A 13167-nucleotide genomic window follows, 5' to 3' on the forward strand; every position below is an offset into this window, starting at 1 on the left:
GATTTTGCATGAAATTTGAAGATATAAAAACCTTATCCCTAGGGGATATGGCTGCGGTGGATGAAGTGATTCGCAAGCAGTTATACTCTGACGTGGTATTGGTTCGCCAAGTTGCAGAATACATTATTCATAGTGGAGGCAAACGTCTCAGACCGTTGATTACAGTATTAATGGCCAAGGCCTTTGGTTATCAGGGAAATGACCATCATGTTTTGGCTGCAGTGGTGGAGTTCATTCATACCGCCACTCTTTTGCATGATGATGTGGTGGACAAGTCAGACATGAGGCGCGGTAAAAAAACAGCTAATGAATTGTTTGGTAATGCGGCCAGTGTGTTAGTAGGAGATTTTCTTTATTCTAGAGCTTTTCAGATGATGGTAAGTATTGAGAGGATGTCGGTGATGGAAATACTCGCTAACGCCACCAATATTATCGCTGAGGGTGAGGTGTTACAACTTCTCAATTGTCATGATCCAGAGGTGGATGAAGCGCGTTATCGTCAAGTGATACAGTATAAAACCGCGCAACTCTTTTCCGCAGCAGGGCAACTGGGAGCCCTGATTGCTGATCAGGATATCCAGCAACAAATTCTCGCAAGAGACTATGGTACATATTTAGGTAATGCATTCCAAATCATCGATGATGCTTTGGATTACTCGGGTAACAGCAGCGAAATGGGCAAAAACCTTGGTGATGATTTGGCTGAGGGGAAAGCCACCTTACCACTCATTCAGGCAATGAAAGTGGCCAGTGATGAAGACCGGGATTTTTTGCGTTCGGTGATCATTGAGGGAGGGACTGCTCAGATTGACCGAGTGATGTCCATTATCAATACTACGGATGCTTTAACTTACACGAAGCAATGCGCACAACTTGAAGTTGATAAAGCCATAGATGCTATTCAACAATTGCCTGATAGCCCTTATCGGCAGGCGTTGGAAAGTTTGGCGAATTTGTCTGTGGACAGAAATCACTAAGAAGGGAGTATGAATGCCCTGGCATTCCAAAGCGGTTTTCATCCCTAATTCCGTTAGTAAGGTATCTATCATTAACAGCTATCTTCGAGTTGTTGATGGATTTTTCCCATTGACAGTCATAAAAATTTAATAAATATGTCACGTATCATTAATGACCACATGGCTTAATGATTTACGTGAAAACAAACGACTTAGAAACCCATTACCACTATAGAACAATTTGGATTTCAGATACTCATCTTGGAACTCCCGGTTGTCAGGCGGATTATCTTCTCGAATTTCTCAGAACCCATGAAGCGGATACAATCTACTTGGTTGGAGACATTATTGATGGCTGGCAGCTTAAAAAAGGCTGGTATTGGCCACAAACTCATAATGATGTGATACAAAAGTTACTCAGAAAGGCCAGAAAAGGAACTCATGTTGTCTATATTCCTGGTAACCATGATGAATTGGCGCGCCAATTTATCGGTTTAGCTTTTGGTGAAATCAAGGTCTGTGACGAGGCTATTCATACCCTTCGGGATGGTAGAAAATTGTGGATTGTTCATGGTGATCTCTTTGACGGTATCACTGAACATGCCAAATGGTTATCCCATCTTGGCGATACCCTATACACGATGATCTTAAAGTTTAACCAATGGTTTAATGCTGTTCGTGTACGAATGGGTTTGCCCTATTGGTCTTTATCTCAGTATCTCAAACATCAAGTTAAAAACGCTATTAATTACATCGCTTCCTTTGAGGAGGTCATGGTGGCAGAGGCTAAACGTCGTGGCTGCCAGGGCGTAGTGTGTGGTCATATTCATCGTGCTGAAATGCGCGAAATAGACGGTTTATTGTATTGCAATGACGGAGACTGGGTTGAATCATTGACTGCCTTAGTTGAAACCCATGAAGGGCAATTAAAAATTATAGAGTGGCGCACACGCGTAGAGTCGCCCTTGAATCTTGGCCCTGTTCATCAAGAAGAACTATTTACAGAGGGGATTGTTTCATGAAAATAATGATTGTCACTGATGCTTGGGATCCACAGGTTAATGGTGTGGTGAGAACACTTAAAAATACCCGTAAAGAATTAGAGTTACTAGGTCACCAAGTGGAGATGTTGACGCCTCAGGAGTTCAGCACCATTCCATGTCCAACTTATCCTGACATTCGTTTATCTCTTTTTCCAGGGGGCAAGGTTAGGCAGAGAATACAAGAGTTTAATCCTGATGCACTTCATATTGCTACGGAGGGACCTTTGGGGCTTGCGGCTCGAGCCTTTGCCGTCAAGAGGCAATTGGCTTTTACTACTGCCTATCACACCCGTTTTCCCGAGTATGTGAGGGCCCGATTTGCTGTTCCCTTATCCTGGACCTATGCGTTTTTACGCTGGTTTCATGGCCCATCCCATGCAGTCATGGCGCCAACCCCTGTTGTGATTAATGACCTACAACGCTTTGGTATGACTAATGTAGTGCTGTGGACCCGTGGTGTGGATTTGGACATTTTTAAGTTTCAAAAAGTAAAGGGAACTGAGCTACCCACCACCCCACCAGTGTTTTTATATGTGGGACGGGTGGCTGTTGAGAAGAACGTTGAGGCGTTTTTGGAATTAGATCTTCCTGGCTCTAAATGGGTTGCGGGAGATGGTCCTGCTATGGCTGAGATTCGTAAAAAATATCCCCATGTAAATTATTTGGGTGTATTAAGTCAGGCGCAGTTAGCTAACGTGTATGGCTCTGCGGATGTCTTTGTCTTTCCGAGTAAAACGGATACCTTTGGATTGGTTCTTCTGGAGGCGATGGCCTGTGGCTGTCCTGTGGCGGCCTATCCCGTTACAGGACCGCTTGATGTGATCGGTGGATCGGGGTCCGGTGCATTAAACCATGATCTTCGTCAAGCCTGTCTTGATGCGCTACTCATCTCCCGTGAAAAAGCCCGCGCCCATGCCGAACTCTTTTCCTGGGCTAAGGCCACCGAACAGTTTGTGAGTTACTTAAAACCTCTTCCCGAGTCCATAAAGGTCAATGCAGCTAATGAAGCCATCACCAGAGCATCTTAATGAAAGCCCGCATAAGGGCAAATCAGGGCTGCGCAGAATTATTAATGCTTTGGGCTACTCTATACAAGGGTTAAAAGACGCTTATCATCATGAAAGTGCTTTTCGTCAGGAGGTGATGTTATCGGTTTTACTGATACCTATTTCTCTGTTTTTAAAAACCTCCGGTGTCGGTCATGCCCTCATGGTAGGCAGTGTCTTATTGGTACTGTTAGTAGAATTATTGAATTCTGCGGTGGAGGCTGCCGTGGATCGGGTTTCTTTAGAAAATCATCGTTTATCTAAACGGGCTAAGGATATTGGCAGTGCGGCGGTGTTAATTAGTTTAATTAATGTGGCAGTGATTTGGTTATTAATCATGTTTTATTGATTTGTTTCCTCAGCCTTTTTCTTTTTTCGCTCGAACGCCTAACAAGGCGCCAATACTGACCAACAAGACTCCAGCCCCCGTAGTCCAAGTGATTGCCTCATTTAAAAAAGGAACAGCAAGAAGCGCTGAAGTCCCCGGCACAATGGCTAAGGTTAATGAGGCTGCTCCACTTCCTAATACCAAGGTGGCGAAGGTATAACAAAAGCCTGCTACCAAGGCGGCAATAATGCCTTGATAAAAGCCTTGCAATACGATAGTCGACAGAGAAGCTTCGTGGATACCCTTAGGAAGAAAAAGCAAATAAATAGGAATATAAATCAGTAATGAGGTCACTCCAATACCGCTCATGGCATCTACAGGTCTAATGCGCCAAATACGTACCAGAATACCAAAAGTTGACCAGGCTAAGGCGGCCAGTATAAAGAAAATGTCACCCCAAATCACATGGGGCGTGTCGTTATTATGATGATGTAAACTGTGTAAACTGATAATGGCAACGCCTAGGGCGGCGAGGCAAAGAGCTAACAGCGATAAGGGTTTTGGTCGATCTTTTAAAAACAACCAGGCGATTCCAGCGGTGGCAAGAGGGATGCCGCCATTAATAATGATTCCGGCGTGAGCGGCGGGAGCGAACATAAAGCCTGAATAAGCGCATAGGGCATAGCCAAAGCCTCCTACGGTTCCAATCGTCAACAGTTGTCGTCGTTTAAGTTGGTTACCAAAGATAAAGAAAACCGGTACCATCACTATGCCGGACACTAAAAACCTCAGGGCCGCCACATCAAAGGGGGTAAGAACACTTTTACCGCCAAGGCGAGAGACAACGTTGAATCCTGTCCAGCAGCAGACAACGGTAAAAGCGGCAAGATAACCTTGCCAGCGCGGAGTTGTTGGGTTAATAGACATGATTAGGAAGCAAATGTTTTATAATACTGTAAAAGACTTTATTCCTGTAGAGTTAATGAACTTTTTTTCAACTTTAATAAAAGGGCACCTAGTAAGATGAAATTGTTGCTCTGGCTGATTATTCTCTACCTCGGCGTTAAGTACGTTTATCCACTCTGGCAAAGACAGAAAAATAGCCTCAATAAGGCGCAAGAGCCTCCTCTGGAGGATACTCAAGAAATGGTTCGTTGTGCTAAATGTGGCGTTTTTGTGGTGCGCCAAGAGGCGGTTGCAGTAAGAGGCAGATACTACTGCTCCCTTGCCCATAAACAACAGGATCAATCGGGTCAGTAAATGAGTTTCAAGATGGATCACCAAGGTTGGGTGTGGGGTGCGCAGAGAATGCACTCCCCTAACTTTAATGCGAGACCACAAGATTGCGATGTGTCGCTGTTAATTATTCATGCAATTAGCCTGCCTCCGGGGGAGTTTGGCGGAGAAGCCATCACCCAACTTTTTTTAAACCAGCTGGATTACTCTCTTCATCCTTACTATCAGTCTTTAAAGGGGTTAGAGGTTTCAGCACATTTTTTGATTCGTCGTAATGGTACGTTGATTCAGTATGTCTCGTCCAAAGATCGTGCTTGGCATGCGGGGGAATCCCTATGGCGGAATCGAACCAATTGTAATGACTACTCAATTGGTATTGAATTAGAAGGAGCCATCGATACTTCCTTTGCTGAGGAGCAATATACAACATTGATAGAGCTTATAGAATTACTTAAAAAACATTATCCAATTAAAGACATTGTGGGTCACGAACATGTGGCACCTGGTAGAAAGGAGGATCCTGGTCCCTTCTTTGATTGGCAGCGAGTAAATAAATTGCGAGAGGATTATTAAAGCGCTCTCTTGACCAAGGTCACTATATAAAAGCGCGATCCTAGGATACAATGCCTCAATTTGGAAAGAATACTGTCTCGTAAAACGATTTATAGGAGTAGTACATGGCCATGATGATTGGAGTTCCTCGGGAAATCCACCCAGGTGAGCGACGCGTAGCTGCCACCCCTGAATCTGCTTCTCAACTGATGAAGTTGGGTTATTCTGTCATGATTGAAAGTGGTGCCGGTGAATTGGCATCCCTACAGGATGAAGATTACCGCGCTGTGGGCGTGGAAGTGGTTGATCGAGATAGCCTTTGGCAAAAAGCTGACATTATTCTTAAAGTTCGCGCGCCACAAATTGATCCCAACACGGGTATCAATGAGGTGACCCTCGCACGTCCTAAAACTGTCATCATTGGTTTTGTCTGGCCAGCCCAAAATAGTGCATTATTAGAGCTCTTTATTCAGCAGGGTGTCACGGCTCTGGCTGTGGATACCATTCCACGTATTTCACGGGCACAAAAAATGGACGCGTTGAGTTCCATGGCTAATATCGCAGGATATCGTGCCATTGTTGAAGCCTCCAACTATTTTGGACGTTTTTTTACCGGACAAATTACTGCAGCAGGTAAAGTGCCTCCAGCCAAAGTGATGGTCATTGGCGCGGGAGTGGCAGGCTTAGCTGCTATTGGAACGGCCAGGGGCCTTGGCGCCATTGTTCGCGCTTTTGATACGCGCCCAGAGGTGAAACAACAAATCGAAAGTATGGGCGCTGAGTTTTTAGAGCTTAACTTTGAGGAGGAAGGCTCTGGTACCGGGGGTTATGCTAAACAAATGAGCCCTGAATTTATTAAAGCGGAAATGGAGCTCTTTGCTAATCAAGCTAAAGAAGTGGATATTATTGTGACCACTGCTTTGATTCCTGGTAAACCAGCCCCCAAATTAATCACCAAAGAAATGGTGGCCTCCATGAAACGAGGTAGTGTGATTGTTGATTTGGCTGCAGAGCAAGGTGGCAATTGTGAAGGGACCATACCGGGGCAAGTCGCTCATGTAGAGGGCGTCACAATCATCGGTTATACCGATCTTCCGTCACGGCTCTCTCAGCAATCCAGTCAACTCTACGCGACCAATTTAAGACATTTGTTAACGGATTTAACCCCAAGTAAAGATGGGCAAATAACTCTTAATCTTGAGGATGATGTCATTCGCGGCGCTACCATTGTGCATGATGGTCAGTTAATGTGGCCAGCCCCGCCTCTTAAGGTGCCTGCCATCGCCCCTGCTAAGGCACAAGCCGCTATGCCAGCGCCCCCCCCAAAACACGGTGACGCCTCAGGACCTATGAAGGTCTCTACCTTGGCTAGTGTGTTGTTGATTGGCGCTGTTTTATTTGCCTTCATCGGACTCTATGCCCCGGCTGCTTTCTTGCCGCATTTTACGGTATTCGTATTGGCCTGTTTTGTGGGCTATATGGTGGTCTGGAATGTTTCTCCAGCCCTTCATACTCCCTTGATGAGTGTCACCAATGCCATTAGCGGTATTATCGTGATTGGTGCCCTGCTTGAGGTGGGTTCTTCCGATGGCGTGGTGATGATCCTCGCACTGTTTTCAGTGTTGATTGCAACCATAAATATTGCTGGTGGCTTTAGAGTGACTCAGCGCATGCTTAATATGTTTCGTAAAGATTGAGGATTGACCCATGAACTCAGGATTAATCACTGTTTGCTATATCGCCTCTGCGATATTGTTTATTTTAAGTTTAGGTGGTCTGTCACGTCAGGATACCGCGCGTAGAGGAAACTTCTATGGTGCAGCGGGAATGGCCATCGCCATTTTGGCCACGGTTCTTGGGACAGGTATTAGTCAATGGCTTCTCATCCCTGCCATTCTAGTGGGCGGGGCGGTGGGTTGGATGCTGGCAGTCAGAGTGGAGATGACGCAAATGCCAGAACTCGTTGCCGTCCTCCACTCCTTTGTCGGTCTGGCTGCAACGCTGGTGGGATACGCTAGCTTTTTAGATCCCAATGCCCACTATGTGGGCGCTGAACACACCATTCATGAGTTAGAGATTTACATTGGGGTGTTCATTGGCTCTGTGACCTTTACCGGATCCATCATTGCCTTTGGTAAATTGCGTGGCATGATCTCTGGTAAACCGTTAACTCTGCCATTACGCCACTGGCTTAACCTCTTCGGTATTATTGTGACCGTTTACTTGGGTCACGTCTTTTTAAATGCGTCAGCGACAACGGGCATTATTCCCTTACTAATCATGACAGGGATTGCTCTATTGTTAGGTATTCATCTTGTTATGGCTATTGGTGGAGCGGATATGCCCGTAGTGGTGTCAATGCTCAACAGCTATTCAGGATGGGCTGCCGCAGCCACCGGATTTATGTTATCAAATGATCTCTTGATCGTGACCGGTGCCTTAGTGGGTAGCAGCGGTGCCATTCTCTCTTATATTATGTGTCGTGCCATGAATCGCAGTTTTATCAGTGTGATTTTGGGAGGTTTTGGAACAGGAGGTGGAACTTCCAGCGCCGCGGCCGTAGAAGGTGAGGCTGTATCAATCAGTGCAGAGGAGACCGCCCAATCGTTGATGGACGCTAAGGAAGTGATTATTGTTCCAGGTTATGGCATGGCTGTGGCTCAAGCACAGGGAGTGATCAGTGAGATTACCAAGCGATTACGTGCTAAAGGAGTGAAGGTTCGCTTTGCCATTCACCCTGTGGCAGGACGCCTGCCTGGCCACATGAACGTACTCCTAGCTGAGGCGAAGGTACCCTATGATATTGTCCTTGAAATGGATGAAATCAACGCCGACTTCATGGAAACAGATACGGTTCTGGTAGTGGGAGCCAATGATATTGTTAATCCCTCTGCCCAAGAAGATCCAGGTAGTCCTATTGCTGGGATGCCCGTGCTGGAGGTATGGAAAGCTAAAACAGTTGTGGTCTTTAAACGCAGTATGGCAACTGGCTACGCTGGTGTAGAGAATCCCTTATTCTTTAAAGACAATACGCGCATGTTGTTCGGTGACGCGAAAAAGAGTGTGGATGCAATTTTGTCGCACATTCCTGCTTAAGTTAAACAACCAAGCTTTTATTGTATAAACGTCACCCCAACAGTGGGACATCTGTCCTAACTGTTGGGGTTTTTCATATGACAGGATTTTTAACCGTTGTTTGCGCTTAAGAAGTTAACACGGCAAGAGCTTTATCGATGCGGTGATCAATACCTGAGTGAGTCCCCGAAAACTCATGGTAGGAATGAGTAACATGGATAGCTGTTAATTGTTTTGAAAGTTGTCTCATCCCATAGTGAATGTGGTATTGATCCGACCAGCCACAATCTAAATATAAATGATTTAGTTTTTGTAGGGCCTCGCCATGAGCTGTCATACGGTGAATAGGATCCCAAGATAGCCAGTGTTGCCATCGTTGATGAAGTGGTTCCCCTGTATAAGCATCAAAAGGAATACGAAACCCATTCGCTACGTCAGGATCGGGGTCATAGGTCGCCGCCATGCAAAGGTTCATTAAGGCATGACTTTCTTGCTGGCTGGGGCGCTCCTTATGGCCCATGGCACTAAGGAAAGCGCTAATCCGACCATCATCTATTCCTTGGCATAGCAGCGCTTGTGACTGCTCGTTTGGCAGGTTAGAGCTTTCTGCCAGCAGGGGTTGTGGCGCATATTGAGAAAGAGTGGTTAGGGTATTGTGCCAATCATGACGGTAGAGCGCATCAAAGAAACAATCCCCAGAGAGCATTCCCACATTGCCCCAGGTGTCAGGGTAGAGTAGGGCTGCCATGAAAGCACCATAACCGCCTGAGGATTTTCCATAAATAATGCGTTTGTCGGGATGGCTAATAGTGGGCAAGGATCTGTCTACGAAGGAGAGTAACTCCTGATTAATATAGTCGCCATAATTACCTACAGCGCTTGAATTGATATATTGATTACCTCCAAGACGCGTAAAAGCATCTGGAAACACTACAATCAGGTCAGGAATTCGTTGCTCATGATACAGACGGTTTAGTCTCTCTACAATACTCTCATCAAAGGGTCGCCAAGCAATGCGTCCCAGTCCTGAGCCAAGGAAACCTGCTAATTCAAATACTAAGGAGAAACGTTGCCCCTGTTGTTGTTTTTCTGAAAAGCCTGGGGGAACCCAAACAGGGTGAAGTCGGGTGGCGCTATCTTGCAGAGGATTATTGTGCAAGACCTGTGAATGATGTTCAAGAAAAAATACACGTCCAGGTTGAATATCTGGACGTGAGATAAGCACTAAGTGTCTCGCTTAAGAGTTAACGCGACGACGATATTCACCCGTCGTGGTGTCAATTTCAATCTTGTCACCGGGTTCACAAAAAGCGGTACAGCAATTTCGTAACCATTTTTAAGTTTGGCAGGTTTTAATACCTTACCAGAGGTGTCTCCGCGTACAGCAGGCTCTGTGTATTCAATTTCACGGACCACAGAGTTAGGTAACTGTACCGAAATAGGACGACCATCATAGAGTGTAATTTCACAGGCCATCCCATCTTCTAGATAGTTGAGTGCCTCCCCCATGTTTTCCTGATCCACTTCAAATTGATTGTATTCACTATCCATAAAGACATATGAAGGATCTGCAAAATAAGAGTAGGTCACTTCATTATGCTCTAAAATCACTTGATCTAATTTATCATCTGCTTTGTAAACCACTTCGCTTGCGGCGCCTGTGAGTAGATTCTTTAATTTCATTTTCACAACAGCGGAACTACGGCCGCCTTTGTTGTATTCGGCTTTTTGGATCACCATAGGGTCTTTGCCTACCATGATGACGTTACCGGGACGTAATTCTTGAGCTTGTTTCATAATGGGTCTCAATGTGATTCAATAAACCGCATATTATACTCAAATTTCACGGTGGTTTTCTATAAATTGGATAAGTTGATGGATCAGATCATTTTGCCGCAGTAACTCTTTTTGCCAACGGTCAGCATGTTCTATTAAATTCTGCCAGTGGGTCACCAACTCCTCACATTCCATAGGAGTAATGGGAACGCCTTGGTTCCACTGATGGTGAAGGGTGATAATCATTTGTTTTATCTTTGGTTGAGGAATGTTTTCAGTGTAACGTTCTAAAAAAGCTTCAAGCTTGGGCCAGTGAGCGTTTTTTTCCTGGGGGTAAATCTGCCAGAGAAGGGGCTTCCCCATCAATTGAGCCCGTGCCCAAGTGTCTTCACCACGGACAAAGAGAAGATCGCATTGCCTCATCATGTCATCAAAGGCACTCTGAACCATACGCTCCAACCAAATAATTTTAAGAGCTGTATGCCTGAGATATTGTTTCTGCCAGGCTCTGATTTCTTCGGCTTGCCTCAAAGCCGTAGGGATATAGAGTAGACAAGGGATAGATAGAGTCTTAAGGCTATTAAGCAGGCTTAAGACTGAAGGGTTGTGATAATAAAATAACAGTATTTTAAAAGGTTGCTGTTGCCAGTCTCTGATTGAAGGAGGAGGAGCCTCAAGTTCTTTAGAATCATTGTTATCACCGTGAATCAGTCCCCCACTCCCTCTTGTGAAGCCTGGATAGAAAAAAAACTCCGTGAGTGGTGGATGCGGTGAGGGTTTGAGATGAAATGACTCAATCCACTTTTCTGCGCTGAGATGTTCTATATTTACCCATAGGGGAATTGGCGTATTAGGGTCGATGAGTTTTATGTACCCAAGGGGAAGAGAACAACCAAATAAACTCACGATTCTTGGCGCAGTCTCCTCAAGAGTATCTACAGCCGACCATGCCCGAACAGTAAACAACTGCCGATCTTGTTCATCCATTAGGCTGAGGATGAGAGGCAGATCATCTATAAACAATGTGACCAAATACTCTTGCCTGAGGGATAACTCGCGACAAAGACGCAACGCCACTCCGGCATCACCAAAATTATCGATGACTTGACAAAAGCAATGCCAGTATGGCGTTTTTACATCCATCTAAAGCTGTGCGAGGTAATCAGCTCCCGCTTGCGCGATAATGCCATCTTGCGAAGATTGGACACCTGAAATACCAATGGCTCCCACTAATTGGCCTTGATATACCAGCGGTAACCCTCCTTCAATGGGAGTGGAACCAGTCAGCTTGAGCATGACTGTGCGACCACCAGCTACCACTTCTTCGAGTTTTTTAGTGGGACGGTTAAATAAATAGGCGGTTTTGGCTTTTTCTTGAGACACGACCACAGAGCCTTTTTGGGTTCCATCCATGCGCTCCAAATAAATCAAATGGCCACCCTCATCTAAAATAGAAATGACCACATTCCATTGATTAGACTCTGCAGTGAGGCGAGCTGCCTCGGCAATACGTTTTGCATCATTGAGTTCTAGAGAGAGTCGAGTTTGCATAAAAAACCTTTCTTAAATAAAACAGATTCTATCATACTCAAAATCGAGATTTAGGGCCTACCCATCAATAGCAATGTGGCTATTATTTAACAATTTTTGCTATCTCTCATCACCCCAGATTATTCAGGCCGCATTTGTGGGAACAGCAGTACATCTCGAATGGTTGGACTGTTAGTGAGTAACATGACTAAGCGGTCAATACCTATCCCTTCTCCGGCCGTGGGGGGCAGTCCATGTTCTAACGCACGGATATAATCCCCATCATAATGCATTGCTTCTTGATCCCCAGCCTCTTTTTGTTTCACTTGATCCAGGAAGCGTTGCGCCTGATCTTCCGGATCGTTCAGCTCAGAGAACCCGTTAGCAATCTCACGACCGGTAATAAATAATTCAAAGCGTTCGGTAATCTCTGGGAATTGATCGCTGCGTCTTGCTAAAGGAGACACCTCAGCGGGGTAGTCAATAATAAAGGTAGGTTCAAACAATAAAGATTCAGTGGTTTCTTCGAACAACAGAAGTTGTAATCCCCCTAACCCCTCATTGGGACGAATGTGTCCCCCTAGACGTTTCACTTCTTCGGTTAGAAACGTCTTATCCTTTAATTGTTGATCGCTATAATGAGGATGGTATTTTTGAATCGCCTCTATAATGGTGAGGCGGTGGAAGGGTTGTGCCAAATCGATGGTTTTTTCATCATAGGTAATGAGTGTCGTCCCTAACACCGATTCGGCAACAAAACGGAACATTTCCTCGGTTAAAGTCATTAAATAACGATAGTCACGATAGGCTTCATAAAATTCAATCATGGTGAATTCAGGGTTGTGTCGCGTGGAAATGCCTTCATTACGGAAGTTTCTATTAATCTCAAAGACACGCTCCATCCCACCAACCACGAGCCGTTTTAAGTAGAGCTCTGGAGCGATTCTTAAATAAAGAGGCATATCCAAGGCATTGTGATGGGTAACAAAAGGTTTAGCAGCAGCCCCACCTGGAATTGGATGCATCATGGGGGTTTCCACTTCAAGATAATGGCGGTTCACTAAAAACTCACGAATTTTTTGAATAATACGGCTGCGTGTTACAAAAACATGCCGTGAGTGTTCATTGGTGATTAAATCCAGATAACGTTGACGATATTTTTGTTCTTGATCGTTGAGTCCATGAAACTTTTCAGGCAAAGGACGCAAGGCTTTAGTTAACAAACGAATAGCTGTGGCGTGGATAGTCAGTTCCCCAGTTTTGGTGATAAAGAGATAGCCCTCCACCGCCATAATGTCGCCTAAATCCCAATGTTTGAAATCTTGGTAAATCTCTTCACCCACTTCATCACGTTGCGCATAGATTTGCATGCGCCCTGTGCCATCTTGTAGGGTAGCGAAGCTGGCTTTACCCATGACGCGCTTGAGTACCATGCGTCCTGCCATAGCCACCTGTTGGCGGGGTTCTGCCAGTTGTTCAGCGCTGCTTTGTCCAAATTGAGCATGCAGTGGCCCTGCCTCATGTTGTCGGTTAAAGTCGTTGGGAAAGGCAACGCCTTTTTCGCGAAGGGCTTTCAGTTTTTGGCGACGTTCCTCAATGATTTGGTTACTTTCTTCAGACATAAT

General features: G+C 45.3%; 12 protein-coding genes and 2 pseudogenes. 8 read left to right on the forward strand and 6 right to left on the reverse strand.

Annotation, left to right across the window (positions count from 1 at the left end; all coding sequences use genetic code 11):
• Positions 1-8: 8 nt before the first annotated feature.
• The 4 genes and pseudogenes from ispB (at position 9) to FERRO_RS05405 (ending at position 3394) form a co-directional block, all read left to right on the forward strand.
• Positions 9-977 (forward strand): octaprenyl diphosphate synthase, encoded by a 969-nt coding sequence (gene ispB, locus FERRO_RS05390; RefSeq protein ID WP_082601207.1) that lies wholly within the window; start codon positions 9-11, stop codon positions 975-977.
• A 203-nt stretch (positions 978-1180) separates the two neighbouring features.
• A pseudogene (locus FERRO_RS05395) lies at positions 1181-1978 on the forward strand (UDP-2,3-diacylglucosamine diphosphatase); the annotation flags it as partial.
• Complete coding sequence (locus tag FERRO_RS05400; protein ID WP_056929879.1) at positions 1975-3027, forward strand: glycosyltransferase family 4 protein; 1053 nt, start codon at positions 1975-1977, stop codon at positions 3025-3027. The pseudogene FERRO_RS05395 and the gene FERRO_RS05400, both read left to right, overlap by 4 nt.
• Positions 3002-3394, forward strand: coding sequence for a diacylglycerol kinase (locus tag FERRO_RS05405; protein ID WP_056929880.1), 393 nt, complete (start codon positions 3002-3004; stop codon positions 3392-3394). Before FERRO_RS05400 ends, FERRO_RS05405 begins: the two co-directional genes overlap by 26 nt.
• Before the next feature lie 9 nt (positions 3395-3403).
• On the opposite strand, the gene FERRO_RS05410 is transcribed toward FERRO_RS05405, so the two are convergent.
• Positions 3404-4300 (reverse strand): DMT family transporter, encoded by an 897-nt coding sequence (locus FERRO_RS05410; protein ID WP_056929881.1) that lies wholly within the window; start codon positions 4298-4300, stop codon positions 3404-3406.
• Positions 4301-4396: 96 nt separating this feature from the next.
• Between FERRO_RS05410 and FERRO_RS05415 the strand changes: the two genes are divergently transcribed.
• The 4 genes from FERRO_RS05415 to pntB all read left to right on the forward strand — a co-directional run bounded on the left by FERRO_RS05415 (position 4397) and on the right by pntB (position 8257).
• Positions 4397-4633, forward strand: coding sequence for a PP0621 family protein (locus FERRO_RS05415; protein WP_056929882.1), 237 nt, complete (start codon positions 4397-4399; stop codon positions 4631-4633).
• Positions 4634-5182 carry a 1,6-anhydro-N-acetylmuramyl-L-alanine amidase AmpD gene (gene ampD / locus FERRO_RS05420; protein WP_056929883.1) on the forward strand — a complete coding sequence of 183 codons (549 nt, stop codon included), beginning with the start codon at positions 4634-4636 and terminating at the stop codon, positions 5180-5182.
• A gap of 104 nt (positions 5183-5286) precedes the next feature.
• Entirely contained in the window at positions 5287-6858 is a 1572-nt protein-coding gene (locus FERRO_RS05425; RefSeq protein ID WP_056929884.1) for a Re/Si-specific NAD(P)(+) transhydrogenase subunit alpha, read from the forward strand.
• A 10-nt stretch (positions 6859-6868) separates the two neighbouring features.
• On the forward strand, positions 6869-8257 hold the full coding sequence (gene pntB, locus FERRO_RS05430; protein WP_056929885.1) for a Re/Si-specific NAD(P)(+) transhydrogenase subunit beta: 1389 nt from the start codon (positions 6869-6871) through the stop codon (positions 8255-8257).
• A gap of 106 nt (positions 8258-8363) precedes the next feature.
• Here pntB and FERRO_RS05435 read toward each other — a convergent pair whose 3' ends face one another.
• The 5 genes and pseudogenes from FERRO_RS05435 to lysS form a co-directional block, all read right to left on the reverse strand.
• Positions 8364-9461: an alpha/beta hydrolase gene (locus FERRO_RS05435; protein WP_056929886.1), complete on the reverse strand. Its 1098-nt coding sequence runs from the start codon at positions 9459-9461 to the stop codon at positions 8364-8366.
• Positions 9462-9473: 12 nt separating this feature from the next.
• Positions 9474-10033 (reverse strand): annotated as a pseudogene (gene efp, locus FERRO_RS05440) (elongation factor P).
• A 39-nt stretch (positions 10034-10072) separates the two neighbouring features.
• A complete protein-coding gene (gene earP, locus FERRO_RS05445) occupies positions 10073-11155 on the reverse strand; it encodes an elongation factor P maturation arginine rhamnosyltransferase EarP (RefSeq protein ID WP_056929887.1) in 1083 nt (360 codons plus the stop codon).
• Positions 11156-11563, reverse strand: a complete 408-nt coding sequence (locus FERRO_RS05450) for a GlcG/HbpS family heme-binding protein (RefSeq protein WP_056929888.1) — start codon at positions 11561-11563, stop codon at positions 11156-11158.
• Between the two features lie 119 nt (positions 11564-11682).
• A complete protein-coding gene (gene lysS / locus FERRO_RS05455; protein ID WP_056929889.1) occupies positions 11683-13164 on the reverse strand; it encodes a lysine--tRNA ligase in 1482 nt (493 codons plus the stop codon).
• Positions 13165-13167: the final 3 nt, after the last annotated feature.

It is taken from the genome of Ferrovum sp. JA12, from assembly GCF_001431705.1.
Taxonomy (GTDB): domain Bacteria; phylum Pseudomonadota; class Gammaproteobacteria; order Burkholderiales; family Ferrovaceae; genus PN-J185.

Coding starts and splice junctions, on each gene's coding strand:
- ispB (WP_082601207.1), top strand. CDS start 9: ATGAAATTTGAAGATATAAAAACCTTATCCCTAGGGGATATGGCTGCG.
- FERRO_RS05400 (WP_056929879.1), top strand. CDS start 1,975: ATGAAAATAATGATTGTCACTGATGCTTGGGATCCACAGGTTAATGGT.
- FERRO_RS05405 (WP_056929880.1), top strand. CDS start 3,002: ATGAAGCCATCACCAGAGCATCTTAATGAAAGCCCGCATAAGGGCAAA.
- FERRO_RS05410 (WP_056929881.1), bottom strand. CDS start 4,300: ATGTCTATTAACCCAACAACTCCGCGCTGGCAAGGTTATCTTGCCGCT.
- FERRO_RS05415 (WP_056929882.1), top strand. CDS start 4,397: ATGAAATTGTTGCTCTGGCTGATTATTCTCTACCTCGGCGTTAAGTAC.
- ampD (WP_056929883.1), top strand. CDS start 4,634: ATGAGTTTCAAGATGGATCACCAAGGTTGGGTGTGGGGTGCGCAGAGA.
- FERRO_RS05425 (WP_056929884.1), top strand. CDS start 5,287: ATGGCCATGATGATTGGAGTTCCTCGGGAAATCCACCCAGGTGAGCGA.
- pntB (WP_056929885.1), top strand. CDS start 6,869: ATGAACTCAGGATTAATCACTGTTTGCTATATCGCCTCTGCGATATTG.
- earP (WP_056929887.1), bottom strand. CDS start 11,155: ATGGATGTAAAAACGCCATACTGGCATTGCTTTTGTCAAGTCATCGAT.
- FERRO_RS05450 (WP_056929888.1), bottom strand. CDS start 11,563: ATGCAAACTCGACTCTCTCTAGAACTCAATGATGCAAAACGTATTGCC.
- lysS (WP_056929889.1), bottom strand. CDS start 13,164: ATGTCTGAAGAAAGTAACCAAATCATTGAGGAACGTCGCCAAAAACTG.